Origin of the sequence: Natronocalculus amylovorans, assembly GCF_023638035.1 — an archaeon.
Lineage (GTDB): Archaea > Halobacteriota > Halobacteria > Halobacteriales > Haloferacaceae > Natronocalculus > Natronocalculus amylovorans.
Genome location: NZ_JAKRVX010000001.1, coordinates 141,187 through 167,455, shown reverse-complemented (window position 1 = coordinate 167,455; position 26,269 = coordinate 141,187). Strand labels below are relative to the sequence as shown.

Here is a 26,269-nt window from a genome sequence, read left to right as displayed (position 1 = left end):
CATAGGGCTTTTTCAGCCAGTCCGTCCAAGCGCAATTATGAGAAACGCAAAAATCGTTTGTACACTCGGTCCTGCGTCTGATGACCGGGCAACGATCGAAGCATTGGCGGACGCTGGGATGTCTGTTGCACGGTTGAACGCAAGCCATGGAACGACAGAACATCGGGCAGATGTAATCGACCGTGTCCGGGCAGTTGACGCAATCTCGGAAGACCCACTCGCAGTAATGGTCGACCTGAAGGGTCCAGAAGTCAGAACCGCTGCAATCGACGGCGAGATCGAACTTGAAACTGGCTCAACCGTCGCGTTCGTTGAAGGTGACGACGCTACACCGAGCGAGGTTGGGCTCTCAGTGTCGATCGGTGCTGCAGAAGCTGGTGACACAATTCTTCTCGATGATGGCCGAATTGAGGCGATCGTTGAACGGGTCGACGGTGAAACTGTGTATGCAGAGATTATCTCGGGTGGTGGGCTGACCAGCCGAAAAGGTGTCAATGTTCCCGGTGTCGATCTCGATATTGAATTGATTACACCTGGTGATCTCAATGAACTGCAACTCGCAGCAAACAAGGGGGCTGACTTCGTTGCTGCAAGTTTCGTCCGGGATGGAGAGGACGTGTATGAGATTATTGATCAGCTCGATGAGTTTGGCGGTGGAGACATTCCAGTGATTGCAAAAATCGAGCGTGCAGGCGCAGTGGAGAATCTCGATGAGATTGTTGCTGCTGCAGCTGGTGTGATGGTTGCTCGTGGCGATCTCGGTGTGGAGTGCCCGCTTGAAGACGTCCCAATTATACAGAAACGGATTATCAACAAATGTGTCGCTGCTGGCGTCCCTGTCATCACCGCCACTGAGATGCTCGACTCGATGGTCCAGTCACGACGACCAACTCGTGCAGAAGCTTCAGATGTTGCAAATGCGGTTCTTGATGGGACCGATGCGGTGATGCTCTCCGGCGAAACAGCGATTGGCAGGCATCCTGTTCGTGTTGTTGAGACGATGGCAAACATCGTTAAACAGGTTGAATCAAGCGAAGAGTATGCAGAAAATATCGAACAGCGGGTTCCAACCGCAACGGATGCCTCTCGGACAGAGGCGTTGGCCCGATCGGCTCGCTATCTTGCACGAGATATCGGTGCCGCAGCTGTTGTCGCTGCATCCGAGTCCGGCTACACGGCTCGAAAAACGGCAAAGTTCCGCCCAGGTGTCCCGATCGTTGCAACCTCTCCGAACGATCGCATCCGCCGCCAACTGGCGCTTTCGTGGGGCGTTCAGCCACACTACATTGAGTACAGCAACGGAATTGACGACGTGCTGACTGATGGTGTGCAAGCAGCACTCGATTCAGGTGCCGCAAAAAGCGGTGATACGATCGTTGTGCTCTCCGGAATGATGACCGAGATGGAAGGTGCAAACACAACGAATATGCTCAAAGTCCACGTGGCTGCAGAAACAATTGCGACCGGGAAACGGATTGCCGGTGGTCGCGTTTCGGGACCGATCGCTCGAAGCGAGGATGGGGATCTTTCCACTGTTGCAGATGGTTCAATTCTGTTCCTTCCAGCAGGATTTGATGGCGAGTTCACTGGTGACGTGAAAAAACTTGCAGGCATCATTGACGCGAGAGCCGGAATGACCGGCTATCCCGCAGTTGTTGCCCGCGAGCTGGGTATTCCGATGGTCAGTGGTGCACCGCTCCCTGAGACGGTCAACACTGGTGACACTGTAACGCTCGATGCAGAACGGGGCGTTGTCTACGAAGGCGACATCACTGCAACCGCTCGCCAGCGGTAATCATTTCACCGTCAAGCACAGAATATCAGTATGAGTAATTCCTCCGATGAGCCTTCTCAGTCTTCGACAGAGACCGAAAAACCGGAGCGTTCTCTCCCGGATGCTGATGGGGACGCCCAGCCAGCGGAGCCTGTTGTCGATGACACCGAATCCGAGTGGAAGTTCGCAATCGATGATGTTGGCCCGGAAGCAGAGGCAAAGCGAGAAAAAGAGCGCCAAGAATCCGTGCTCACACGGCCGATCGAACCCGAATCTGTCAAACTAGAGAATGCCATCTTCGTTGTGATTGGGGTTGCTCTGACCGTCGTTCTCATTCTCACTGCAATTTAGCAGGGCGTGTTTGGTATGTGCAAACCTTAATCACGTTGGTCACGTACGGACTGTATGAGCGTGTTGCTCCAGTTGGAATTCCTCACGGACTCGATTCCGCTCCTCCTCATTACAGCCGGACTATTGATTTCGCTCGCCGAAGCGATCGCTCCGGGTGCAAACTTCATTGTGGTTGGAATTGCACTGCTTGGGGCTGGCCTTGTCGGGTTAGCACTAGGCCCCCTTGCGAGTCCATTCATTCTCGGTATTTTTGTACTCTTGTTCGGTGCGATCGCCTTCTACGGCTACAACGAGTTTGATTTCTACGGTGGCAAGGGCCAACAGCAAACGAAAGATTCTCGCTCCCTTCGCGGAAAAACCGGAGTCGTAACTGAACGCGTTACTGGGTCGGAGGGACAAATAAAAATTCGCGGTGGTGGATTTAATCCATACTACTCGGCCCGATCGCTTGATGAGCCAATACCGGAAGGGGCAGAAGTGATGATTGTTGACCCCGGTGGTGGGAATGTCGTCACCGTTGAATCACTGGAGATCATCGAAGCGGATGAGATCGATCGTGAGCTCAAAGCAGGACGGGAACGATCGAATGGTAGCGATTCGTCTGACACTACAGAATCGACTGCAACTCGTGAGCGAGAACCGGAGTTCGAAACATAACTACCCGAGCGTGTAGCGTCCACGCGACATGAGGCCAATCCTTATGGGTCTGTCACACTTACTGACTATATGGACCCCGTAGCGACACTCTTACAGGTTGAGTTCGGAGCTACGGTGATCGGCCTCCTTTTCATTTTCTTAATTGTTGTCACAATCTGGCAGGCGATTGAGATTGTCGATGCATATGAAAAGAAGGCACTCACCGTCTTCGGAGAGTACCGAAAACTGCTTGAGCCCGGTATCAATTTCATCCCACCGTTTGTCTCTCGGACGTATCCGTTCGATATGCGTACACAAACACTGGATGTTCCACGACAGGAAGCAATCACTCGAGATAATTCTCCAGTGACTGCTGATGCCGTCGTGTATATCAAAGTGATGGATGCGAAGAAGGCGTTCCTCGAAGTTGATGACTACAAAAAAGCGGTCTCAAACCTTGCACAGACGACGCTCCGTGCAGTGCTTGGGGATATGGAACTTGACGATACGCTCAACAAACGACAAGAAATTAATGCAAAGATCCGCACTGAGTTGGATGAACCAACCGACGAGTGGGGGATTCGCGTTGAGAGCGTTGAGGTTCGGGAAGTCAACCCATCTAAAGATGTCCAGCAAGCGATGGAGCAACAAACCTCCGCAGAGCGCCGCCGCCGTGCAATGATTCTCGAAGCACAGGGTGAACGCCGAAGTGCGGTTGAGAAAGCAGAGGGTGATAAACAGTCGAACATTATCCGTGCACAAGGTGAGAAACAGAGCCAGATTCTCGAAGCCCAGGGTGACGCGATTTCGACAGTTCTGCGTGCAAAATCCGCAGAATCGATGGGTGAGCGTGCAATTATTGAGCGTGGGATGGAGACGCTCGAAGCGATCGGGCAAGGCGAATCGACGACGTTCGTCCTCCCACAAGAGCTCACCTCGCTTGTTGGCCGCTACGGCAAACAGCTCTCCGGAAGCGATATCCAAGAAAGCCAAGCTCTGCAGGGACTTGACTTTGATTCCGAAACACGCGAACTGCTTGGATTGGATAACATCGAACAGATCCTCGGTCAGATTGACGATGCTGCCGAACTCGATATCGAACAGCTTGAACAGGAAGCAGAGAAGATCAAAGCAGGCGATAGCGGTTCCGACATCCGATCGGCCAACGAAGTGATTGAGGAGGTCGATGAGGATGGCGGCTCGGTTGAAAAAGAGTTGGAAACTGAACCGTCAACTGATGGTGGCGAAAAAGAAGTTGAGAAAGAGCAATAAAACGCGAGAGTATCCAGTCCCTACCGGATACGTATCGGATTGCCAGCACCGTCCGTAGGGACGAAGTACTTTTATCAGAACCCATACCTACACTTGATTGAATGACAGATAGAGTCGACGAACGGAAACGGGCAACGCTTCGACGTTTTGCTGCGATTGGAGCTGCAGCCCCGTTCGTCGGCACTGCAAGCGCAACGGCATCATCGGACACAGACGATAACGAAACTCGAGATGCAATCTGTGGCTACGTTCGGACGACTCCGGGGGCCCATTTTTCGAAGCTCCGTGATGACCTCCGCTTAGGGACTGGTGAAACACAGTACCATCTTCGGCAGCTCGAAGACGCAGGTCGAGTTGAATCGTTCAAAGATGGTGAATACAGGCGCTATGTTAGCGCTGATCGGTTTACTGACTTTGAGAAACAAGCGATCGGCTATCTTCGCCGGACGACTCCTCGCCGGATGATTATCGAACTGCTTCGCGATCCGGACACCACCGGTGCAGCCATCGCTGCTGCGTTAGACGTTTCTCGGCCAACAATTAGTGCTGCCGCAAGCGATTTGGTGGATGCAGGACTGCTCGATCGATCGGACGGCTACCGGTTAACCGAACCAGAGATTCTGATTACGCTTATTGTCCGATATGCGGACTCGTTTGGCTCAGATGCGGTCTCGTTTGCAGATGATGCCGCAGTGTACATGCAGTACACACCACACACAACCGACGAAAGCTGAATCAGTCAGGGCGAAATGATCGACAGGAGTTCTGAAAGCGAGGTTATTTCATATGCAGGCTCGACGCTGAGCGACAGTGAACGATTGTGCGATCGGCGGATAAATATCGGCTCTAATCCAGCCCGCTTACCGGCAATGATGTCTGTTTCACGATCGCCAATGTAGAATCCACTCTCTGCATCGAGCGCAGAGAGTCCTTCAAGCAAATAATCCGGCTCGGGTTTTCGTCGAGTAAAGCCTTCAACACCGGTGTCGCGACCACGAACAAACGAAAACACGTCAATTCCGAAATGATCTACAACAAATGTGACTGTTGGATCGTAGTTGTTGCTTACCAATCCAAGTGTGTACTCGTCTGCGAGCGCCTCAAGGGCTTTTGCATCTGTATATAAGCCTCTTTCACCCGCTTTGAGCCGATTGATGGCACGCGTGGCACTCTGTACTTCCCGATCAGCATAAAATTTCGCTGGATCCACCCCGATCGTCTCACACGCTGAAATGAATGTCTCGGTGTACTCGTAGGTATCAAGGGCGCTCCATACGCTCGGTTCCGGTGTGATATCGTACATTTCAAGCGTCTCGGAGAGCGCTTCTGTATGGACGCTTGCATCCGTTCCCCACCCTTTGAGGATTACACCATCCATATCAAACAGCAGGACGTCTGTATGTCGGTTCTGGTCGTTTGTTGTCGTTGTTGTTGTCATTGATCTTACTACCAGTAGTGATTATTCTGGGCAGCCACAGTCTGGCTCCGTTCCGATTGTTTGTGTTCTCGTGTTCAATTCGGTAAAAATAGCAGCAGCACCGGATTCGAGGGCCGTATTGTCAGCGGTCATTGCTGGCTCTTTGCCAATCTCAGGAGTACCAACAATAACGCGACCAACCATCCACGACGCGTGTGGCGTACAGACGTAGTCGTAGATGCCTTCCTGTTCAAATGTGTGCGTGAAGCGCTCTCTGTATGTGAGTCGATCGCTTTGGAATTTGGTCGCACCATCGGGTATTCGATCTGGGAACGATACAATATCATGCCGATCGTGATCATCCCAATTTGTCCACGTTACTGATCCACCGGATTTGATCCACACCAACTGTGGATCAAATCTCATTTCGTCTTCAGCAACAATGTTTACTGTTGCCTCTTCGAGCGGCTCATCAATGACGGTCGTAATTGATTGTGATGGTGCGTCGTTCAGCTGTTTGTCACTGGACCGAGAGCGATCATCTTCAGTGCGCTGGCTGTGTGACTGCACTGCACTCTGTATCCCTACACAGCCTGCAAGCGTACACACACCTGCGATCGTTGCCAATATCGATCGTCGCTGTTGATTGTTCATTGTGAGATTATCGAACCATTAGCGAACCTTTGCTCGTGCATACGCAGAGATACCCTCGCTGGCAAATACTACCAGCAAGATTGCAAGAATGATCAACGAAACCGCTCGCCACTGGAACGCATTGATTGCATTAAATAGTTGTACACCGATACCGCCTGCACCAACGAAGCCGAGAATAGTCGCACCACGGACGTTGATATCCCATCGATAGACGCTTAATCCAACAACTGCCGGCATGATCTGTGGGAATATTCCATAGATCATCTGTTGAATTTTGGTTGCACCTGCTGCGCTTACAGCTTCGACCTGATTGAAATCGATCTCCTCAATCTCTTCCCCAAGGAGTTTGCCACAGAATCCGATCGATCGGACCGCAATCGCAACCGTCCCTGCGAATGCGCCGGGGCCAAACATAACCACAAAAATAAGCGCCCAAATGATGATGTGAACCGATCGAGTTACTGTAACGATGAGCTTCCCGAGTGCGTACGTGTAATTGTTTGGTGTGGTATTTTCAGCTGTAATAAACGCCACTGGTATCGAGAGAATAACTGCCACAATTGTCCCAACAACTGCGATGTGTATGGTTTCGATCATCGGCGCAACGATACCAGGGGCTGTTGACCATGCAGGCGGATAGCTTCGCTCGAACAGATCCGCAATCTCTGCTGGTGCAGATGCGAAATACTGCAGATCCATTGCGAGATACCGCCACGAGGCGACGACAACAGCCAATGAAATGAGTCCGATGAGATATCGGGTGAGTGTTGCTCTTCGATCGAACCGTTTCCATGATTTTTGTGTTTCTATCGACATTATTGCACCCGTTTTCGAACGTATGCGCTGAACAGCTCACCGGCTAAGACAACAAGAATGATTGCCAGCAAAATTGTGGCAACGTAGTTGTATTCGTACCGAGAGAACGCTTGTAAAAGCAGTGTACCAATACCACCTGCACCGACAATTCCAACGATTGCAGAAGCACGGAGGTTAATATCCCAACGGTAGACGGTTAAGCCGATAAACCGAGGGACAACTTGTGGGACAATGCCGTACAGCACGCTTTGGAGTTTGGATGCGCCGGTTGCTTCGATCGCCTCCATTGCACCCATGTCAACATCCTCGATATCCTCTGCAAGCAGTTTTGAAAAGAAGCCGACCGTTTTGAACGAAATTGCGATGATGCCGGCAAGGGGTCCAATTCCAACTGCTTTGACTGCGATAATTGCAACAATAAGCCCATCAACAGCACGTGAGACGCTGATAATCCCTCGATTAAGTGCATACACAGAGCGTGGCATGAGATTGCCTGCTGCTCCAAACGCAACCGGTATCGAAATGAGAATTCCAGTTACGGTTGCAATCATCGCCATGGCGATGCTTTCGAGAACTAAACCAATCACCCGATTGACCGCAGTTGCTTCAGTCTCCGGTGGGACCATCGAACTTACTAACGAGGCACCAAACCCCATTCCATCAACAATTCGTTGTGGAGAGACACCTCCAAGGAGGCTTACGAGCGACCAGAGGACAAAAAGCGTTGTGAGAACATAGACAACCCATTTGACGGTATGATTATAGAATACCGTTGGACGTTGCCACGTTGTTACTGGAGTCTGTTCTGTTGCCATCTTAGTCTTCACCTGTCGCTGCACGGTGTGGCGTACTTGGGGTGGCTGTGGCCGTGGTTGAGTCGGTTGCTCTAGTCTCGGACCGTGTTGTCGCACCGACTTGCGTTGCGGTCTCCGGCACGGCACCACGATAGATCACATCTTTTGCATGGTCATCGAGGGCGGTCGTTTTTCCATCGAAGACCAACTCGCCGTTATGAAGGCCAAGTATCCGATCGGCATACTCAACGGCCAGTGGCACTTCATGAATATTAATTAGCACCGGGATATTTTCGGTTTCAGCAATATCGGTAAGGAGATCCATTACCGCGTGGGATGTATCCGGATCAAGACTGCTCGTCGGTTCGTCGGCCAACAAGATCTTTGGCTCTTGAATAACTGCTCGAGCAATACCAACTCGCTGACGCTGTCCGCCAGAGAGTTCATCGGCCCGTTTATTCTCCATACCTCCCAAACCGACGGTCTCTAAAATTTCAAATGCTCTCTCTACATCTTCCTGTGGGAAGTTTCGTCTAAACGCAGCCCAGTTTGAGACGTATCCTAATCGGCCAGAGAGCACATTCTCCATCACTGAGAGACGCTCAACCAAATTATACTCCTGAAATACCATGCCAATATCGCGCCGAACCTTCCGTAGGTCCGTTTTTGAAAGCCGTGTCAACTCCTGTCCGTCAAGTGTGACTTCCCCTTCGGTTGGTTCGGTAAGTCGATTGATACACCGGATGAATGTCGATTTTCCAGCCCCACTGGGGCCAATCATTGAGACAATTTCGTTGCCGTCAACCGTCGTGGTAATGCCTTTCAGCGCTTCATCACCAGTCGGGTACACCTTTCGTAAGTTGGTAACTTCCAGCATCTGTTTATAAAATTAGGGTACAGTGGTCTAGAGATTCTCCTGGTCGTACTGGACATCGTTGAATCGCTGGATGATCATGATCTCATGCCAATGATTCACGTAGTCCACTTCAACATACTCCGGATATCCAGCCTCGTCGCCGTACGATGTTCCTTCCCAATTTGTGTTTAGCCACGTTTCTCGTGCACCTTCGACGATGTCAGGGTGGAGGTTGTATCGGTAACCGATCGGTCCTGGTGGGAATGGGTCAGATGCCCAGAGGATCTTATAATCATCCCACTCAATATCGTCCACAGCCTCGACAGTATTATCCAAACAGGTACTACAAATTGGCCCACCGTCAAAGTCGCCGAACGCAACACCACGGCCGCTCTGTTCGTGACCCCCCGAGAATTCCGGATTGTAGTTTTCTTCGTAGGTTATATCGAAAAATTCGTCAAAGAGCGCTGACGGTGCCTGATGCCCTGAGTTTGAGCTTGCTTCAGTGTGCGCAATCCGGTACCCATCATCGTCTTTGAATTCTTCGACGCTTGAGATCTCATGATCCGCACGTGTGATTGCAAACAGCCTGTAGCCGAATTCTCCACCATCAACACCCATCGCAAGCGGAACCATTCCAGCGAGGTTAACACCAAACGGCGTATTCCCAGTCGCAAAGTTTGCGATATGGATTCGCTCCGACCGCATTGCTTCGACGACTGCTGCATAGCTGTCGATCGTTTGAAATTGGACCTCTTTACCGGTCTCTGCTTCCAACTTCTCAATCATCGGCTCCAACTGCTCTGCGTATGCTGCTTCACTGTCCTCTCGTGGGAGTTCAGCGTAGACGAGCGTATCTGGGTCGATCCACTCATCTTCATCGTCTGGAAGCTCTTGTGGCTCAATTCCGTGTGCGGCCTCGGTTTGGCCACGGTCACCCATCGCTTCAAGATCGGCGAGACGCCCGCGAACGTAGTCCTGCTCGATAACTGCACTGCCATAGTAGTTGTTGTTCATCCAGTCAGGGTTGTCCGGATCAAACTGATCGGTAAGCATCGAATCAGTTGAGCCACCGTTTCCAGTATCACTGCCCCCATTACCACCATTACCACCAAGACCAGCACCTGCTTGACCGTTCCCGTCGCTATCATCATCTCCAAGACAGCCTGCGAACGCTGCAGTTCCAAGAGCACCACCGGCGAGAATAAACTTCCGTCGCGATCGATCTGGGTTTACCATCACCTATACGTCCGAGAATATCAGTAAAATACGCTGCTATGAGGTATATAGCCCTGTATGAGATACTGGGTTGCGCTCTGTATACTATGTATTATACATACCTACAGCCGCAAAATCTTTTATTCTATGTTCTATATAGTTCTATAAACCGATTCAATTAAACATTGTTCCATATAGATCCGCGGAGTTGGTATCTTTGACAGTCGTCCGAGCTGCGTTTTAGGCAGTTACCATCCACGTTGTTCCGGACGAGTAGCCCCACTTTTCAATCGAGAGTTCAGTTTCAGCATCACATACAGCACGAATGTTTGCACCAACCTCTTTTGCACTCAGTCCAAGCTCTTGAGCAATGAGACGGGATTTAAAATATGTTTGGGTATCAACATTTTCACGCAGGTAGTGGTAGATCTGACGCTGTTTCTCTGAAAGGCCTGCGGTCATATCGGATTGAGGGGTGGTTGTGGTGCTCATATCTCTGTAAAGGGGGCCTACATAAATACCCTATTTGGTAGAGCGGGCTAACACGCCGCAGTCTATCGTTTTTAGGCGCTAGCAATGATTCTGTATGGGGTGAAGTTCTTGAATCGGGTACAGTTGTCTAACAGATCTGCCCTTCACAGACAGTGACTCCAGAAGGTACTTATCGCTCCCGTGGTGAAATCTCCTGTATGGACAAAGGGGTGGTGAGTCGGTCGGTTAGCGTTGTTCTCCCTGCGTACAATGAGGAACAAACGATCGAACACACCGTCACAACAACGCTTGAAACCTTGCAGTCGTTTTTATCTCCCGGCGCATTTGAAGTGATTATTGCCGAAGATGGGTGTGACGACCGGACCCCCGAAATTGCGACTCGGATGGCTACTGAGGACGGTCGAGTCCATCATTTTCATAGCGATGAGCGGCTTGGACGAGGCGGTGCATTAGAACGAGCGTTTGAAGCCGCAACAGGCGATGTACTCGTCTATTTTGATACGGATTTGGCGACGGATATGTCCCACCTTGAGGAACTTGTTACGCGCATTCAATCCGGCAAGTACGATGTTGCGACTGGGTCCCGGTGGATGCGTGGACACAGGGCCGATCGTCCGGCAAAGCGAGGTGTTCCAAGCCGTGGATTCAACCTCCTTGTTCGAACCCTGCTTCGATCGTCGATCAAAGATCATCAGTGCGGTTTTAAAGCCATCTCCCGCGAGGCGTTCAACGACCTCCATGAAGAGATCGAAGATCGACACTGGTTTTGGGATACTGAACTCCTTGTCCGGGCACAGCGGCGCGGATACCGTGTTTCTGAGTTCCCTGTTCAGTGGACACCGAAAGGGGACACAAAAGTTGATTTAGTTCGTGATATCTTTGGGATGGGCAGCCAGATCATTCGGTTGTTTTGGCAGCTGTCGATCCAGCCACGAATCACCCAGCGTGTAACGATCGCTGCAGGGCTACTGCTTACGCTTATTGCGGTCGGACTCATGACGCTCTACCTTGATCCGAGTGACGTTATCGCGGAGATGGGACGAGCCGATCTCACGCTTGTCGGAATTGCGGCGCTGTTGTACCTGTTTTCGTGGCCGATCCGTGGTCTCAGATATCGTGATATTCTCTCACAGCTTGGCTTCAACGAGCGCGTTGGGTTTCTCACTGGTGCGGTCTTCATCAGTCAAACTGGAAACCTTGTCTTCCCGGCACGGGCAGGCGATGCAGTGCGTGCATACATCGTCAAAATGCGCCGTGGGATCCCATATCCATCCGGATTTGCGTCACTTGCAGCGGAACGCGTCTTTGATCTATTGACGATCACCGGATTAGCTGGCATTGTATTGATTGGCTATGCAGCAACTGGACAAGGTGGCGAGGTTGCATCCGCGTTCGGTGCAGATCCCGAAACCGGTGCACAGAGCGGCCGAACTGCGGTGATTGTCGCATCCGGTGTTGGCATGGCGGCAATTGCAGCAGTTACCGCAATTGTGCTCTCAGCACGATCAGATACCAACCGTGTTCGCACATTTATAACCCGCGTTTCAAACGATTCTTATGGAGAGTACGTTGCGAGCATTCTTGAACGATTTATTGGTGATCTCCAACGAGCAGCCGGGACACGGCGAGCATTTAGCTTGATCGGGGCAACAAGTGTTTTGATTTGGGTGATTGACGTGCTTGTGGCTGCGATCGTGCTCGCAGCGTTTGGGGTTGGACTCTCAACGATCCAACTCCTTTCGGTCTGTTTCTTTGCAGTAAGCGTTGGCAATCTTGCAAAAGTGCTTCCGCTCTCTCCGGGTGGTATTGGCCTCTATGAAGGGGCATTTACGCTCCTTGTTGTTGGGCTCACACCGATCGGCGCTGCAACTGCATTAGGTGCTGCAATCGTCGACCACGCGGTGAAAAATATCGTGACACTCGTCGGCGGCGTTATTTCGATGATTTCGCTTAACGTTTCGTTAACGACTGCTGTTGAAGAATCACAGGAGATGGCTGCGGCGGAGATCGATGCAGATGCAACGGCGGAATAGCTCCCGGTTGCCTACTCATAGAGTGAACACACAAACGGGCCGAGTGCACCGGCAACCGCCGTTGCGAGTGCATCAGTTCGGTCGACACGTCCGTTCGTAAATACGCCTGCTGCCCCTTGTGCGGTCGCAATATCTGTTGTGCCGAGGGTTGCATCCATAACTGGTCCCAGTTCTTGACCTTGTGTAACCTGCTGTGCGATTGATTTCGGGAGCTCCATACTTGGACCAGTTGCGGTTCCAACCTGCTCACCATCAGTGACTGCGGCCCACATGATCAGATAGAGCTGTTCATCATCTCCATACCGTGCAACGCCGCCTTCAAGACCAACGCCGAGCCCTGCGGTCGTTTCCACATGTGCTTGCTTTGCTCGTGTTATCGCACCCGTTTTTGTTACTGTATGGCCGATCGGCTGCTCTGAGACACCAGAATCGACATCGACTGGCTCAACTATCAGTTCGCTTCCCAACTCGTCATACTCGCTTGAAAACGCCTGTTCAACCGCGGCCTTTTTGACTGGGTTGAGGCTTCCAACCGCAACGTGCATTACTCTATCAAGATGGTTTTATACCCATATCTCTGCCGGAACTGCGCTACGCCGACCGCAAGATCGTTGCAAGCGTTTCGATCCCGTCAATGAGCCGTGGACTTGGTTGGTTCAACAGTGAATCATCGAAAATGTGCACCGTTGGATCAATGTTCCACGGTCGATCGGTAATCCGATCTGCGGTTACGCGCTCTCCAAATCCACAGATGTGCAACACCGCGTGTTCAGGGGCTGCGCTTTCTACCTCCGTTTGGGTTACCTCAGTTGATCGGTCACCAGGGTCAACAAATGGGTACGTACCACCTGCGGCAACAACTGCATCTGGAACCCAGTTGCCAGCAGCCATTGGTGGGTCGGACCATTCCTCACAGTACACGACTGGCCGATCAGTATCGTCGGTTTCAGAGTCAATTACGGCAAGCCGCTCCCGTGCGCTGCGTTCTAACTTTCTCCCCGCCTCCGGCTCACCGATCGTTTCCCCTACCGTCGCAAAACTCTCAAGAACATCCTCAAGCCGAGCAGGTTCGGTGTGGATCACCGTGTATCCTTGGTCACAGAACTCATCTCGAATCTCTTGTTGCAGGCTATCGCTCGTGCAGATGTAGTCCGGATTCAGCGCTTCAATCCGGTCGTACTCCGGATTTAGCCATCCGCCAACAACCGGTGCATCCACCGAACAGTGGGCTGTCACACCAACAAGTCGATCTGCACACCCAAGCGCGTCGATCGTTGCAGTGGTGCTCGGAGCGAGTGAGACGATCGAATCCGGGGTCATTGTACGTATTCAGTGAGACAAAAGTAAATAGTTCAGTATGCCGTGTGGTATATAATACCGCCATTTGGGTTGGATAATATCCTGTTAATTATGCAGAATTCGGGCATCTGACGAAGTAACACCAACGGAATTAAATAGTACCCTTCCGTCTTCTGTCCAAGGATTGCCTCTCGGGTTTTACCGCGCTCCCCGTGAGCACCAACTTACACATGAGCGATAACACGTTTACAACCACCAGACAGCGACGGACGACGCGCACGCAAGAGAACGAACAGGAAACCGAAAAAGAGTCAGAAGGGCTCCAGTGCCCAGAATGTAGCGGCCATGTTATCACCGACGAAGGACACGGTGAGACGGTCTGTTCCGACTGTGGTCTTGTCATCACTGAGGACTCCGTTGACCGTGGTCCGGAGTGGCGAGCATTCGACGCCCGCGAAAAGGATCAAAAGAGCCGTGTTGGTGCACCAACCACGAACACAATGCACGACAAAGGGCTCTCAACGAATATCGACTGGCGGAACAAAGATGCATACGGGCGATCGCTCGGTGCACGTCAGCGCCAGAAAATGCAGCGCCTCCGCAAATGGAACGAACGCTTCCGTACCCGTGACTCAAAAGAGCGGAATCTCAAACAGGCGCTCGGTGAGATCGATCGGATGTCTTCCGCACTCGGCCTCCCGGATAACGTTCGAGAGACTGCATCCGTAATCTACCGCCGTGCGCTCGAGGAAGATCTTCTTCCTGGCCGATCGATCGAGGGTGTTTCAACCTCGTGTGTGTACGCAGCAGCCCGAATGGCTGGTGTGCCACGATCGCTCGACGAGATTGCAGATGTGTCCCGTGTCGAAAAAAGCGAAATTGCACGAACCTACCGCTATGTGGTTCGTGAGCTCTCCCTTGAGGTTCGTCCGGCCGACCCAGAACAGTACGTTCCTCGATTTGCATCCTCACTCGACCTCAGCGAGGAGTCCGAGATGCGAGCAAAACAGCTTTTGAAGAATGCAAAAGAACAAGGCGTTCACAGCGGGAAGTCACCAGTCGGTCTCGCGGCAGCCGCAGTGTACGCAGCAGCACTTTTGACGAACGAAAAAACCACACAGGCAGCAGTGTCCGAGGTTGCAGACATTTCGGAAGTGACGATCCGCAACCGATACCACGAACTGCTCGAAGCTGAAGAAGAAATCCTCGCGTAATCCGGGGGTCGGTTGTAAAAGAGCGAACGCTCTTATATTTTCGAAAGACAGATTTGGTATGGCTGAACTTTCATTTGAGAGCTTTGTGCTTACTGCAAGCACTGCAGATCTCTCCGAAGAGCCCGCGGCTCGATCGGATGCGGACGCGATCGAGTTCCGGTTGGATCTTGCAGACGACCCGCTTGCTGCTCTCGATGTCTATGATGGGTCGCTCCCGATTCTCGTGACAAATCGGCCAACATGGGAGGGTGGTGATGCGACATCGGAAGCCGATCGGTTTGATGAGCTTGCGTCTGCGATCGACTACGACAGTGTTGCGGCAGTTGATATTGAGCTGGGTGCGCTTACCGGAACGGTTGATGCAGCAGCACACGATCGGGCAGTGTCACTCAGAGAAGCCGCTCGTAACCAAGATGTCACGGTTGTCGCATCAGTACACGATTTTGAAACGACACCACCGATAGCACAATTGAACGAGCTGTTGGAAGTTGCCGCGACAGAAGGTGATGTTGGAAAGCTTGCGACCGTTGCACACGATCGATCGGATGCGCTTGCACTGTTGACTGCAACGCACACCGCGACCCAGAATGGGCTGACCGTCGCAACGATGGGCATGGGAGAACCAGGACGGCACACACGAGCCGTTGCGCCGTTGTATGGGTCTCGAATTGGCTATGCACCAGTCGATCCAGAGAACGCGACAGCACCAGGACAGTACGATCTCCGAACGCTCAGAGAGATTGTTACTGAGCTTACTCGGACAGCATGAGATACTGACTGGACAAACAGGGCTTTAACATAGGCCTCCACTAACTAACCACTAATGGACGATACACGACGTAAAGCACTCATCACGCTCATCGTTGCTGCAATCCCGGGCTATCTTGGACTTGCAGGTGTGGGTCATGCGTATCTCCGTCAGTGGCGACGATCGATCGTATGGTTTTTGCTTGGCATTGGCTCTGCAGTAGCACTCATCTTCTACTATGTTGAGGATCCCGCGGCGATCGAGGTTACTGATCCTGCTGCGGTCCCAATTGAGGTTACAATTCCACTGCTCGTTATTATCACCCTTAGCGTGTTGGATGCGTTTTTCCTCGCAATTTCGCTTGGGCGTGAACAGAAAGAAGAACTTGCACGAGAAGAAGCGGGTGAGGACGTACAGGCTGCACCAAACTGTCCGAACTGTCGCAAAGAAGTCGATCCGGAACTTGACTTCTGTCCATGGTGTACGATCGAATTTGAACAACCACCGGAAGAGGAAAAACCAACATCGCAAAACGAACTCGAAAAGTAATCAACCCGATCGGACTGTTATTTTTCGATAATACTCTCTTCGACTGCTTCACCGAAGTGACGAGCAACTGCTTCGTAGTAGACGAGAATTTCATCACCTTCTTCAAGATCGGTAACCGCTTTCCGTCCTGCTTTTGTTGGTACCTTGATCGTCTCTGCGTTCTGTAGTAGCGTTTCGATTCGATCAACTCCATCGGCGGTCTCTACCTCCGCTTGAATACGGAACATCGGCCGCTTTTCGATCTTCACCCGTCCAACGACTGCCTCTCGTGTCTTGCCATCCGTATTGATAAGTTGTACTTCATCTCCGCTCTGGAGTTCCGAGAGATAGGTCGTACCACCATCTGGCGTACGGGCGTATGCATGCACAGCACCTGCGTTGACACGGAACGGTCGTGAGGCAACGTACGGCGACTCTGCGGTTTCAGCGTGAACAAAGAACAGCCCGCGTCCCATTGAACCAACAAGCATCCCCTCACTGTGGTCCATGAGGCTTGCCGTATCGACACAGACGCGATCGGCCATCCCAGTTCGCTCGACTTTCGTTACCGTTGCGTACTGGAGGTCAAGGGTCTCACGCTCGCTTGCGTCACGAACTTCGACTGTCGATCGAATCTCATCAGGGTTGTCAGAGTCGAGTAATACACCATCGGCCCCAAGCTCAAGCGTTTCAAACGCAGTCTTGGCCTCTTCCGCAGTTGTGACTCCAGCAATAAGATGCGTCTCATCTCCGATGCGGGCAATGAGGTTTTCAAGCGGGATGATCGTCCAATCTTCTCCAATCACCATTGTATACTCCGCGTCGTATGCAGCTTCCTCAGCGAATGACTCGTAGTCTTGATTGAAGATTCGGATGTATGCACCCTGTGCACGATTATCCGTTCTCCGAAGCGTTGAGAGATCAGCAGAGCCGGAGAAATCAGCAGGAAGATCAACCGTCCCGTCGCCTTCGCCATCTTTGCCGACAAAGTAGGCGTCTGCAACAGCCTCCTCAGCCTCAATCGTATCGACGAGGTCGGCATCCGATCGGAATGCAGCAACGTTGATATCGCCAAGCTCTCGAACGCGGCCGACATCCGCCTCGTCAACAAGTACCCAATCAACACCCGCTTCGATCGCGGTTGTAATCCGTCGTTTCCGCGTTTCCCACTCACCAACGCTGTTGTCGGCTTTGAGCCAAACAGTTCGTGTCATTACACAGTGGTCAGAGTCCGTCGGCTTGAACGTGTTGACTTCGACAACGCTTCCGATGAGAACAAGACGCGTCTCAGTGCAGGAACGCAAAACGAGCGTGCGGTTCAGGCTTCGATCGTCAATCCAGCAGCGCGGAGCGCGTCTTCAACAGTTTGGTCGTCATGGACAACCGCAGACACTGCACGAGTGATCGCTTCCGGATCATCGTGTTGGAAGATCGATCGGCCCATCGAGACACCTGCTGCACCACCATCCATTGCGCCCCGAACCATTCGAACCGTCTCTTCGTCAGTCCCTTTTGAGCCGCCTGCGATCACGACTGGAAGCCGAGTCGACTCACAGACGTGTGTGAAGCTCTCACCATCGCCGCTGTACCCTGTTTTCACGACGTCTGAACCAAGCTCTTCAGCGAGACGAACTGCATGCCCGAGCTTTTCGGGCTCATCACCGTCAATTCCCGGCCCACGGGCATATGCCATTGCAAGCACTGGAATACCATAGTCCCCGGCTTCTGCGGTGAGTGTTGCAAGATCCTCGATCTGTTTCGGCTCGTAGTTTGAACCCACGTTAATATGAAGCGATACGGCGTCTGCGCCGGCTTTGATCGCTTCTTTCACAGTGCTTGTCATCCGCTTATCATTTTCGTCCGGGCCGATTGTCGTCGATGCATTAACATGGACAATGTAGCCTGCATCATTTTTATTCGGATGTACGCGTGGCGCGATCCCTTTTTGTGTGAGGACTGCATCTGCGCCCCCACGCGTAACGGCATCAATCGTTGATTCGATATCTTTCAGGCCGGTTACTGCACCCATTGTAATCCCGTGATCCATCGGGACAATGAGGTATCGGTCGTTTGTGGAAATCCGTGTGAGTCGTGCGAGGTGTCCTGCGGTCATTTGTAGTATGTGAATCTCTGTCAGTTGTTTTTATGTACCTTGCGAATGTGGCTCGGTCAGTGCTGTTTCGACTTCAGTTGCCGTTTCTCATATCCGCGCGCTGCACCTGCTTTGAGCTCCTCCGAAAGCGACTGGAGGCGATCGGCGACAGCCGCAGTTGTCTCTTCGTTTTCGACGCCGGATGCAATGATATCGACCAGTGCAGAACCAACGATGATCCCATCTGCACCGTTAGCAATAATCCGTTCTGCGTGTTCACCAGTCGAGATGCCGAATCCAACTGCTTTCGGGATACTATAGCTGTTGAGCCGACCGAGGCTTGTTGTCGTCTGATCAGAGACGTCTGTTTTTGCACCAGTCGTCCCGAGCCGGGCCTGAACGTAGACGTATCCGGAGACACGCTCCATCATTTCGCTGAGTCGATCGCCTTCAGTAGTTGGTGCGACAATAAAAATGAGATCCAACCCGTATTTATCACAGGCATCACGTAGCGGATCCGCCTCCTCTGCAGGGAGATCGGGCACAACAAATCCGGAGATACCAACGTCGGCAGCCTTCTTTACAAAGCCCTCTGGTCCTGGCTCTCCACCGTGGTTTCGGCCATACTGATAGATGAGATTGTAGTACGTCATACAGACCACTGGCACATCTACGTCGATCGATTCAACAAACTCGAAGAACCGATCGGGGGTCATTCCTCCGTCTAGTGCCCGTACAATTGCGTTCTGGATTGTTGAACCCTCTGCGATCGGTTCGGAGAACGGGAGGCCAAGTTCGATGACATCTGCACCGCCACGGGCAAGCGCCTCAACATATGCTTTCGACTTTTCGAAGGTTGGGTCACCAACCGCAAGATACGGAATGTATGCAGCTCCATCTTCGAATGCGGATGCAAGGTCGCTATTTTGTGATCGGTTGGCAGCCATTACATCCCACCTCCTGCAAACATCGACATATCTGGTGCATTACGTATCTCTCGTGCTGCGGTTTCTTCAATAACGGTCTCAAGATCTTTGTCACCGCGCCCTGAAACGTTGACAACAACGGTCCCGTCCAATGATTCGTGGTGTTCCTCGAGATACCCAAATGCGTGTGCAGTTTCGAGGGCGGGGATAATTCCTTCCGTTTGTGACAGACGGTGGAATCCTTCTAACGCAGGCTCATCGCCCACAGTAACCGGTTTCACCCGTTCGGTATCGACCAAATATGCGAGTTCGGGACCAACACCAGCGTAATCAAGTCCGGATGAGATGCTGTGAGATTCCATAATTTGCCCGGAGGTGTCTTGTAGCAGTTTCGTTCGGGCACCGTGAAGCACACCCTCGTTTCCGGTTGAGAGCGATGCAGAGTTTGGTGCAACCCCTGCGGCCTCATCGACGGTTAATGACGACCCACCTGCCTCAACAGCGTGGAGTTCGACTGATTCATCCCCAACGAATTCCGCAAACGAACCCATGGTGTTCGAGCCACCGCCAGCACAGGCAACCACCACATCGGGAAGGCCTCCTGTCTTGTCGATCGTCTGTTGTCGTGCTTCCTCAGAGATTACGGCTTGGAAATCACGGACCATCACTGGGAATGGGTGTGGGCCAACGACAGAACCGATCACATAATGGGTTGTCTCTACGGTTGTCGCCCAGTCACGCATCGTCTCTGAAATTGCTTCTTTGAGGGTACCACGGCCGGTGGTCACCGGCTTTACGTCGGACCCGTTAAGCTTCATCCGAAATACGTTCGGCCGCTGTCGGTTGATGTCGCGCTCTCCCATGTAGATCGTACATGGCATGTCCAAATGCGCTGCAGCCATCGCAGTCGCGGTTCCATGCTGTCCAGCGCCGGTTTCTGCAATAATGCGCTCTTTTCCCATATATTTGGCAAGCAGCACCTGTCCGAGCGCATTATTAAGCTTGTGTGCACCCCCGTGTAGGAGATCCTCGCGTTTGAGATACAGTTCAAGATCGTAGCGTTCCGAAAGCCGATCGGCCCGCTGCAACGGTGTCGGCCGACCACCGAAGTCAGCTAATCGGGAGCGGAACTCATCCATAAACCCGTCTTCATTCTGCAGTACATATCGCTCGTAGGCATCTTCCAGCTCTTGGATCGCTGGCATCAGTGCCTCTGGAACGTACTGTCCTCCGTAGTCGCCAAACTTTCCTGTGTTATCAGTGCTCATTATCTAGTGTTTGTGGTGCAGTCGTAAACGCTCGCGTATTTGTTTCGGGATCGCCGTCCATAATCGCAGTTCCAATCAATAATCCATCAGCACCGGCAGAAACCATTCGGGTTGCATCCTTCGGCGTTGTAATCCCGCTTTCGGCAATCAGTGTTACCGTATCCGGTACGTCTGGTGCGATCGATTCGAATGTTTCTAGATCAACAACGAGTTGGCCGAGATCACGGTTATTAACGCCGATCAGCGTTGCTCCTGCGGTGAGTGCTGCTTCAAGCTCAGCTGCGGTATGCACTTCAACAAGCGGCTGGAAGCCGCGAGACTCTGCTTCCGCCACAAGCGATTCGAGGTCATCACCGAGGAATCGGGCAATCAACAGGATAACATCCGATTCCACCAGATCGAGCTGATCCTCGCGGAGGATGAAGTCTTTTCGAAGCACCGGAACATCGACTGCCGCGCGGATCCGTTCGAGATTTTCTATCGATCCGCCAAAATGATCCGGCTCAGTGAGCACAGAGAGCGCTGCCGCACCACCCGCAACCATCGACTTCGCAAGTGTGACCGGATCATCTTCATTTGTTCCCTCTGTCGTCGGGCTAGTCGGCTTTACTTCTGCAATAACTGGGATCCGACCATCCGATCGGACAGCCTCGAACGCGTCATCCAGCGAGCGAGCCCTAACAGAGAGCGGTTCGGCCCCGCCAGGCCGCTGCTCCGCAGATGTGAGTATATCTTGCACCGCAGGTGCAAGCGACGCTACAGTATCGTTCATTAGTGTACACTAATGAACTCATTTGTACAAAACACTTACGTCCGAGGTGGAAGGTTCAAGCCCCGTGAGTGGTCAAGGTGGTGTATGGACGATGCGGGCATTTACGCACGACCGATCGAAGATCTCGATCGAGTACTTCAGATCGGCGTTGCAGGCAGTCAGCTAATCAGCGTCTCGTTTCCGACGACGGTTCCTGCTGATGCGGGGTCGACGCATGAATTTCTTGATATCATTGAAACTGCACTCTCCGGTGAGAGTGAACAATTGGGCACGATTCCGGTTGCACTTACAATCCCGACTGAACAGCGAGGCGTGCTTGAAACGCTTCGAGACGTTCCAGCAGGGCGCACTATCACGACCGATCGGCTTGCGCAGTTTGCAGGACTTGATCCGTCCGCAGACGGTGTTCATCGGACGGTACAGGATGCACTCCGGGCAAATCCTGTTCCGTACGTCATTCCAGATCATCGCGTTCGTGATGGACAGGGCGCAACACCACCTGCGGTGGCTGCTGCACTTCGTCGCCGTGAGTAGCGCCATTTCGTTTACGGCTCTGTTTCAAATGGCTCCCAGCCAATACCTTCGTGAATAACGAACTCAAGGGCGTTCACAATGTAGTGTGCGATAATCACGGCAAACAGGCTGTTTGTGACAATAAATAGCCATGCAAGCACGAGTCCCAGGGTTCCTGTGACGACCATTCCAACTCGACCCTGCGCGCCATGACCAACGCCGAAAGCAACCGATGAACCGATCGCAAGCAGCCATAACGGAACATCGAATCCAACGTGTAACGCGCCAATAAGAATGCCCCGGAACAAGAGCTCTTCAAACCCTGCTATAATCGGGAGCACAACGAACAGGAGGACAAGCCATCCTGCAACACCATCAGGTGTGAGTGCTCCACGTAGCGCCTCCGATCCAGTTAGCCCCCACTGTTTTGCATGGCTTGCTCCAAGTTCATTGAGAATATAAAGTACAAGACCAGTCACAACACCGAGCCCAACCGCATCCGCGGTGGTTACTGTCAGATCTGCGCCGATCGCCGATACCGGCACATTTGTGAGCCAGAGTGCAATGATGAGTATTCCTGCAAAGAGCCCTTGTGAGAATGCGACGTTAGCCAACAGTAACCCGGTGGAAACACCCTGTTCAGTCTGCTGTCCGAGTCGTCCGTTGTCCGTTGCTACAGCTGACTCGCCACCATCAGCGTGTGGCTGGTTCATATCCGAGTCTGATTCTACATCAGTGGTTGAATACGGTGGCTGATCATGTTCATGGGCTGCAACCGTTGGATGCTCCGCTGATGACTGTTTGGTTGTGACTGCAGATTCTGATGCACGCGCCAATAGCAATAATACGAGTAACACTGACAGCGAGACGGCAGCAAAAGCCGTCCACGCTGGCATACGACGTTACTGTGGGCTTGGGCTCTGTGGCCCAGCAACCGTCTGTTTATCCAGTGCCGATCCGGTGATACTCTTGAGGCGAGCAACAAGCGAATCCTTGTCACCCTCACTCTCAAGTGCGATATCGAGCACTTCGCTGATGTGACTGACTGGAATGATGTCAACCATCTCCTCGTACTCGTCTTCGATCATCACATCTTGCTCATTCGCTTTCGGAATAATTACCGTATCACAGCCTGCTTTCGCTGCAGCCTCGATCTTGTGGGTGACGCCACCGACCGGGAGGACATCACCTCGAACCGAGAGCGACCCTGTCATTGCGAGCGACTGACGAACGCCCACGTCTTCAAGTGCAGAGATCACTGCTGTTGCGACGGTGATCGATGCGGAGTCACCGTCGACACCCTGTTGACCTGCTTGGACAAACTGGATGTGAACGTCTTTTTCGGCTAAGTTCTGATCGGAGAACTTCTTGATAATTGCGGAGACGTTCTGGACGGACTCTTCGGCCATCTCCTTGAGCTGTCCCGTTGCAATTACTTTCCCTGGTCCTTGAGACGGCGTCACCTCTGCCATAACTGGCAGCATGATACCTGAGTCTTCGCCCATGACGGCAAGTCCGTTGACACGGCCGACTTCGTAGCCATCCGAGACTTGGAGCTCGTAATCTTTCCGGCGCTCGATGAACTCGTCTGCAAGCTGTTGTTCGATCGATCGCGAACGACGTTTTGCTTTCAGGACGTGCTCTCTTGTCGTGTGTTCTGCACCCTCTCCGCGGGCGATGTCACCTGCGACACGCACCAGCCCACCAAGGTTACGGAAGTGAAGCGTCAGATGACCCTTCCGGCCTGCACGACGTTTTGCCTCCAAAATGACCTCTTCGATCGCTGTTGCCTCAAACTCCGGCAACCGGCCATCGTTTCCAACCTCTTGCGCAACGAAGCGTGCGTACTTACGACGCATCTCAGGTGTATCTTCGATTGTGTCATCCATGTAGACCTCATACCCGTATCCTTTGATACGGCTTCGAAGCGCAGGGTGCATGTTCTCCATCGCATCGAGGTTTCCTGCTGCGATCATGATGAAGTCAGTTGGGACTGGCTCCGTCTGCACCATTGCACCGGAGGAGCGCTCGCTTTGTCCGGTAATTGCGAATTCACCCTCCTGAATGGCAGTCATGAGATGCTGCTGGCTGCGAATATCGAGCGTGTTGATCTCGTCAATGAACAACACACCTTTGTTCGCTTTGTGGATTGCACCAGGCTCGACACGATCGTGGCTTGGTGTCTCCATTCCACCCGACTGGAATGGGTCGTGACGAACATCACCAAGGAGTGCACCAGCGTGAGCACCGGTTGCATCACGGAACGGTGCAGATTTGGTGTCCGCGTTGTTCACGAGGAGGTTTGGCACCATTGCATCGCTGCCACGGGAGGCATAGCGGAACGCAAGGTACACAATACCTGCTGCAAGGATCCCAAGGAGGATCTGTCCTGCAATGATGAGTGCATATCCAAGCACCACTGCAATGATGATCCACATAAGGAAGGTACGCATCTGGTTGCGTTTTCGGGCTTCCTCTTTGTGGGCATCAACAATCTGTTCACCCTTCCCTGCAGGAACGGTTCTGATCTTTGGCTTGTTTCCATCATCTGGATTGTGGTAGACAAGTACATCTTGCAGCTCCTCTTTTGGGAGCAGCTCTGTCATTGCCTTCGAGAGCATCGACTTTCCGGTCCCCGGTGAACCGATCATCATCACGTGGCGGCGCTGTTTTGCCGCTTTGATGATGACATCGCGGGCATGCTCTTGTCCAATCACTTGATCAACAAGCCGTTCAGGAATCTCTATCTCTGCAGTTGAGTCAATCAACAACCCACCAAGAAGATCATCTTCATCGATCTCATCTGCGATCTCAGCATCGACTTTTACTTCGCTGCCAAGCTCTTCAATCGATGGTGGCTCGTCTTCTGTACTGGCATCGTCGGTGGACTCTGCAGATGGGTCTGTAGACGATTTCGAGCCATTCACATCGAACAGCTCGTCATCAGTCTCAGTGTACTCTGTTGATTCAGATCCAGATTCAGATGACTCCGTCTGATCGCCATTGCGTGCCTGGTTAGTAGGTGAGAGCTCCGCTGGGCGACCCTCAGAGGGTGAATCGTCGGTGACGTCCGACGACTCAGGGGTTCCTTCCTCGGAAGAAGGACTATCGTCGTTGTCCATGTGGTTACTCATAGAATCTTTTCGCTACCTAAAGTGAAGGTCTGTCGACTGATATACTTTCTCCCCTTGGCTGATGAGGAAACTCCGCACTATTCCCGTGTTATACGTCATATACTGCCGGTTTTACAATTCCAACGCAAGCCGTCGTGTTTATAAATACGCCTGTGGAACCGTACATGTAATGCGGGGCTTCTATATCGGCCGATTTCAGCCGTATCACAATGGTCACCACCATATGGTTGAAGAGATTGCCGGTCAAGTAGACGAACTGGTGTTGGGAATTGGAAGTGCCGGTGACTCCCACTCACCTCGAAATCCATTTACTGCTGGTGAGCGGGTGATGATGGTTACAAAATCGGTGGCAGAGTTCGACATTCCGACGTACGTTGTCCCGATCGAAGACCTTGATCGAAACTCTGTGTGGGTAAGTCATGTCCAAAGCATGTCTCCTGCATTCGACGTTGCATTTTCAAACAATCCGCTTGTCATTCAACTCTTTAAAGAGGCTGGCGTGGAAGTCCGTCAATCACCCATGTTCCGTCGAGAAGTGCTTGAGGGAACCGAGCTCCGCGATCGGATGATCGCGGACAAAGACTGGCGATCGCTCGTTCCAGACCCTGTTATTGACGTTATTGCCGAAATTGGGGGTGTTGAACGGATTCAACACGTGAGCGACACTGACAGCAACGAATTTTGATAGATGATTACGCTTGCTTCGGACTTTGGCGCGGTATATCCTGCAGCAATGAAAGGTGTGCTCTTGTCACATACAGATGCAGATCTCGTTGATATTGCGCATGACCTCCCACGACAAGACCCGCGTGCGGCCGCATTTTGGCTTCAGTTTGCGCTCTCTGAGTTCCCACCTGCAGTGCATCTCATTGTTGTTGATCCTGGCGTTGGTACTGACCGACGTGCGATTGTTGTCCGATCGGGTGAGCATGCATTTGTTGGCCCAGATAACGGCGTCCTGCTTCCACCAGCCCGTGTCGTGAACGAGAAGCCGATCGAGGCGTTTGAGATCACGGATGTCACGGCTGATTCAATGACATTCCATGGGCGCGATGTCTTCGCCCCCATGGCTGCGCTCGTTCACGAATACGGTGTTGGTGACCTTGCGGAGATTGAGTGTCTGAAGCCGATCGATGATCCGATCGGCATCACCTTTCCAACGCCGACGCTCTCCGGCGATGGAACAGAAATCGATGCGACGGTTCTCGTCGTTGATGATTTTGGAAACGTGATTACGAACGTACCGGGTGAGAAACTCGCCAACTACACTGACTGTCTCGTAAATGGACACCGTGTGCCGATCGTAGATACGTTTGCCTCAGTTCCGACCGGTGAGCCGCTTGTGACGGTTGGAAGCCACGGCTATGTCGAGTGTGATGTTAATCACGGTCGTGGAGATGTGTATTTTGCTGTGTCGGTTGGTGAGACTGTGTCGTTTGAAATCTTCGATCGGTGAGTACAG

At 52.3% G+C, this 26,269-nt stretch carries 28 protein-coding genes; 12 read left to right on the top strand and 16 right to left on the bottom strand.

Annotation, left to right across the window (positions count from 1 at the left end):
- Positions 1 to 37: 37 nt before the first annotated feature.
- The 5 genes from pyk (at position 38) to AArcSt2_RS00870 (ending at position 4,767) form a co-directional block, all read left to right on the top strand.
- On the top strand, positions 38 to 1,795 hold the full coding sequence (gene pyk / locus AArcSt2_RS00890) for a pyruvate kinase (RefSeq protein WP_250582287.1): 1,758 nt from the start codon (positions 38 to 40) through the stop codon (positions 1,793 to 1,795).
- Between the two features lie 30 nt (positions 1,796 to 1,825).
- Positions 1,826 to 2,125, top strand: coding sequence for a DUF7312 domain-containing protein (locus AArcSt2_RS00885; protein WP_174652967.1), 300 nt, complete (start codon positions 1,826 to 1,828; stop codon positions 2,123 to 2,125).
- A 54-nt stretch (positions 2,126 to 2,179) separates the two neighbouring features.
- Positions 2,180 to 2,782 (top strand): NfeD family protein, encoded by a 603-nt coding sequence (locus AArcSt2_RS00880; RefSeq protein WP_174652968.1) that lies wholly within the window; start codon positions 2,180 to 2,182, stop codon positions 2,780 to 2,782.
- Between the two features lie 69 nt (positions 2,783 to 2,851).
- Positions 2,852 to 4,033: an SPFH domain-containing protein gene (locus AArcSt2_RS00875; protein ID WP_174652969.1), complete on the top strand. Its 1,182-nt coding sequence runs from the start codon at positions 2,852 to 2,854 to the stop codon at positions 4,031 to 4,033.
- Positions 4,034 to 4,134: 101 nt separating this feature from the next.
- Positions 4,135 to 4,767, top strand: a complete 633-nt coding sequence (locus AArcSt2_RS00870; protein WP_174652970.1) for a winged helix-turn-helix transcriptional regulator — start codon at positions 4,135 to 4,137, stop codon at positions 4,765 to 4,767.
- A gap of 5 nt (positions 4,768 to 4,772) precedes the next feature.
- Here the strand turns inward: AArcSt2_RS00870 and AArcSt2_RS00865 are convergent, their stop codons facing one another.
- The 7 genes from AArcSt2_RS00865 to AArcSt2_RS00835 all read right to left on the bottom strand — a co-directional run bounded on the left by AArcSt2_RS00865 (position 4,773) and on the right by AArcSt2_RS00835 (position 10,280).
- Entirely contained in the window at positions 4,773 to 5,471 is a 699-nt protein-coding gene (locus tag AArcSt2_RS00865; protein WP_250582285.1) for an HAD family hydrolase, read from the bottom strand.
- A gap of 21 nt (positions 5,472 to 5,492) precedes the next feature.
- Positions 5,493 to 6,104 carry a cupredoxin domain-containing protein gene (locus AArcSt2_RS00860; protein ID WP_250582283.1) on the bottom strand — a complete coding sequence of 204 codons (612 nt, stop codon included), beginning with the start codon at positions 6,102 to 6,104 and terminating at the stop codon, positions 5,493 to 5,495.
- A gap of 18 nt (positions 6,105 to 6,122) precedes the next feature.
- The gene (gene phnE, locus AArcSt2_RS00855; protein ID WP_250582281.1) at positions 6,123 to 6,920 is read right to left on the bottom strand and encodes a phosphonate ABC transporter, permease protein PhnE; all 798 of its coding nucleotides are present in this window, start codon (positions 6,918 to 6,920) and stop codon (positions 6,123 to 6,125) included.
- Positions 6,920 to 7,735, bottom strand: a complete 816-nt coding sequence (phnE, locus tag AArcSt2_RS00850) for a phosphonate ABC transporter, permease protein PhnE (RefSeq protein WP_250582279.1) — start codon at positions 7,733 to 7,735, stop codon at positions 6,920 to 6,922. The genes phnE (AArcSt2_RS00855) and phnE (AArcSt2_RS00850) overlap by 1 nt, the downstream gene beginning before the upstream one ends.
- A gap of 1 nt (position 7,736) precedes the next feature.
- Complete coding sequence (phnC, locus tag AArcSt2_RS00845; RefSeq protein ID WP_174652975.1) at positions 7,737 to 8,591, bottom strand: phosphonate ABC transporter ATP-binding protein; 855 nt, start codon at positions 8,589 to 8,591, stop codon at positions 7,737 to 7,739.
- A 27-nt stretch (positions 8,592 to 8,618) separates the two neighbouring features.
- Complete coding sequence (phnD, locus tag AArcSt2_RS00840) at positions 8,619 to 9,809, bottom strand: phosphate/phosphite/phosphonate ABC transporter substrate-binding protein (RefSeq protein ID WP_250582277.1); 1,191 nt, start codon at positions 9,807 to 9,809, stop codon at positions 8,619 to 8,621.
- 219 nt (positions 9,810 to 10,028) lie between these two features.
- Entirely contained in the window at positions 10,029 to 10,280 is a 252-nt protein-coding gene (locus AArcSt2_RS00835; RefSeq protein WP_174652977.1) for a DUF7123 family protein, read from the bottom strand.
- A gap of 197 nt (positions 10,281 to 10,477) precedes the next feature.
- Here AArcSt2_RS00835 and AArcSt2_RS00830 point away from each other — a divergent pair, with 197 nt between their 5' ends.
- Positions 10,478 to 12,313 (top strand): flippase-like domain-containing protein, encoded by a 1,836-nt coding sequence (locus tag AArcSt2_RS00830; protein WP_250582275.1) that lies wholly within the window; start codon positions 10,478 to 10,480, stop codon positions 12,311 to 12,313.
- 11 nt (positions 12,314 to 12,324) lie between these two features.
- Here AArcSt2_RS00830 and yjjX read toward each other — a convergent pair whose 3' ends face one another.
- Positions 12,325 to 12,858: an inosine/xanthosine triphosphatase gene (yjjX, locus tag AArcSt2_RS00825; RefSeq protein WP_174652979.1), complete on the bottom strand. Its 534-nt coding sequence runs from the start codon at positions 12,856 to 12,858 to the stop codon at positions 12,325 to 12,327.
- A 46-nt stretch (positions 12,859 to 12,904) separates the two neighbouring features.
- On the bottom strand, positions 12,905 to 13,633 hold the full coding sequence (locus AArcSt2_RS00820) for a helical backbone metal receptor (protein WP_250582273.1): 729 nt from the start codon (positions 13,631 to 13,633) through the stop codon (positions 12,905 to 12,907).
- Between the two features lie 209 nt (positions 13,634 to 13,842).
- Here AArcSt2_RS00820 and AArcSt2_RS00815 point away from each other — a divergent pair, with 209 nt between their 5' ends.
- The 3 genes from AArcSt2_RS00815 to AArcSt2_RS00805 are packed head-to-tail and all read left to right on the top strand — an operon-like array spanning position 13,843 to position 16,123.
- Complete coding sequence (locus tag AArcSt2_RS00815; RefSeq protein ID WP_174652981.1) at positions 13,843 to 14,826, top strand: transcription initiation factor IIB; 984 nt, start codon at positions 13,843 to 13,845, stop codon at positions 14,824 to 14,826.
- Positions 14,827 to 14,884: 58 nt separating this feature from the next.
- Positions 14,885 to 15,595 (top strand): type I 3-dehydroquinate dehydratase, encoded by a 711-nt coding sequence (locus AArcSt2_RS00810; RefSeq protein WP_250582271.1) that lies wholly within the window; start codon positions 14,885 to 14,887, stop codon positions 15,593 to 15,595.
- A 54-nt stretch (positions 15,596 to 15,649) separates the two neighbouring features.
- Positions 15,650 to 16,123, top strand: coding sequence for a zinc ribbon domain-containing protein (locus AArcSt2_RS00805; protein WP_250582269.1), 474 nt, complete (start codon positions 15,650 to 15,652; stop codon positions 16,121 to 16,123).
- Between the two features lie 17 nt (positions 16,124 to 16,140).
- Here the strand turns inward: AArcSt2_RS00805 and AArcSt2_RS00800 are convergent, their stop codons facing one another.
- The 5 genes from AArcSt2_RS00800 to trpC form a co-directional block, all read right to left on the bottom strand.
- Positions 16,141 to 17,316 (bottom strand): 3-dehydroquinate synthase II, encoded by a 1,176-nt coding sequence (locus tag AArcSt2_RS00800; protein WP_250582267.1) that lies wholly within the window; start codon positions 17,314 to 17,316, stop codon positions 16,141 to 16,143.
- A 104-nt stretch (positions 17,317 to 17,420) separates the two neighbouring features.
- Positions 17,421 to 18,215 (bottom strand): 2-amino-3,7-dideoxy-D-threo-hept-6-ulosonate synthase, encoded by a 795-nt coding sequence (locus AArcSt2_RS00795; RefSeq protein WP_250582265.1) that lies wholly within the window; start codon positions 18,213 to 18,215, stop codon positions 17,421 to 17,423.
- A gap of 56 nt (positions 18,216 to 18,271) precedes the next feature.
- On the bottom strand, positions 18,272 to 19,141 hold the full coding sequence (trpA, locus tag AArcSt2_RS00790; RefSeq protein WP_250582263.1) for a tryptophan synthase subunit alpha: 870 nt from the start codon (positions 19,139 to 19,141) through the stop codon (positions 18,272 to 18,274).
- Positions 19,141 to 20,388: a tryptophan synthase subunit beta gene (gene trpB, locus AArcSt2_RS00785; protein ID WP_250582261.1), complete on the bottom strand. Its 1,248-nt coding sequence runs from the start codon at positions 20,386 to 20,388 to the stop codon at positions 19,141 to 19,143. The genes trpA and trpB overlap by 1 nt, the downstream gene beginning before the upstream one ends.
- Positions 20,378 to 21,160, bottom strand: coding sequence for an indole-3-glycerol phosphate synthase (gene trpC, locus AArcSt2_RS00780; protein ID WP_174652988.1), 783 nt, complete (start codon positions 21,158 to 21,160; stop codon positions 20,378 to 20,380). The genes trpB and trpC overlap by 11 nt, the downstream gene beginning before the upstream one ends.
- Positions 21,161 to 21,244: 84 nt before the next feature.
- Between trpC and AArcSt2_RS00775 the strand changes: the two genes are divergently transcribed.
- On the top strand, positions 21,245 to 21,694 hold the full coding sequence (locus AArcSt2_RS00775) for an MGMT family protein (protein ID WP_174652989.1): 450 nt from the start codon (positions 21,245 to 21,247) through the stop codon (positions 21,692 to 21,694).
- 11 nt (positions 21,695 to 21,705) lie between these two features.
- Here the strand turns inward: AArcSt2_RS00775 and AArcSt2_RS00770 are convergent, their stop codons facing one another.
- Together AArcSt2_RS00770 and lonB are read right to left on the bottom strand one after the other, a co-directional pair.
- On the bottom strand, positions 21,706 to 22,569 hold the full coding sequence (locus tag AArcSt2_RS00770) for a CPBP family intramembrane glutamic endopeptidase (protein ID WP_250582259.1): 864 nt from the start codon (positions 22,567 to 22,569) through the stop codon (positions 21,706 to 21,708).
- 6 nt (positions 22,570 to 22,575) lie between these two features.
- Positions 22,576 to 24,807 carry an ATP-dependent protease LonB gene (gene lonB / locus AArcSt2_RS00765; protein ID WP_250582257.1) on the bottom strand — a complete coding sequence of 744 codons (2,232 nt, stop codon included), beginning with the start codon at positions 24,805 to 24,807 and terminating at the stop codon, positions 22,576 to 22,578.
- A 169-nt stretch (positions 24,808 to 24,976) separates the two neighbouring features.
- Between lonB and AArcSt2_RS00760 the strand changes: the two genes are divergently transcribed.
- Positions 24,977 to 25,492, top strand: coding sequence for a nicotinamide-nucleotide adenylyltransferase (locus tag AArcSt2_RS00760; RefSeq protein WP_174652992.1), 516 nt, complete (start codon positions 24,977 to 24,979; stop codon positions 25,490 to 25,492).
- A gap of 3 nt (positions 25,493 to 25,495) precedes the next feature.
- Positions 25,496 to 26,263 carry an SAM hydrolase/SAM-dependent halogenase family protein gene (locus AArcSt2_RS00755; protein ID WP_250582255.1) on the top strand — a complete coding sequence of 256 codons (768 nt, stop codon included), beginning with the start codon at positions 25,496 to 25,498 and terminating at the stop codon, positions 26,261 to 26,263.
- Positions 26,264 to 26,269 lie beyond the last annotated feature (6 nt).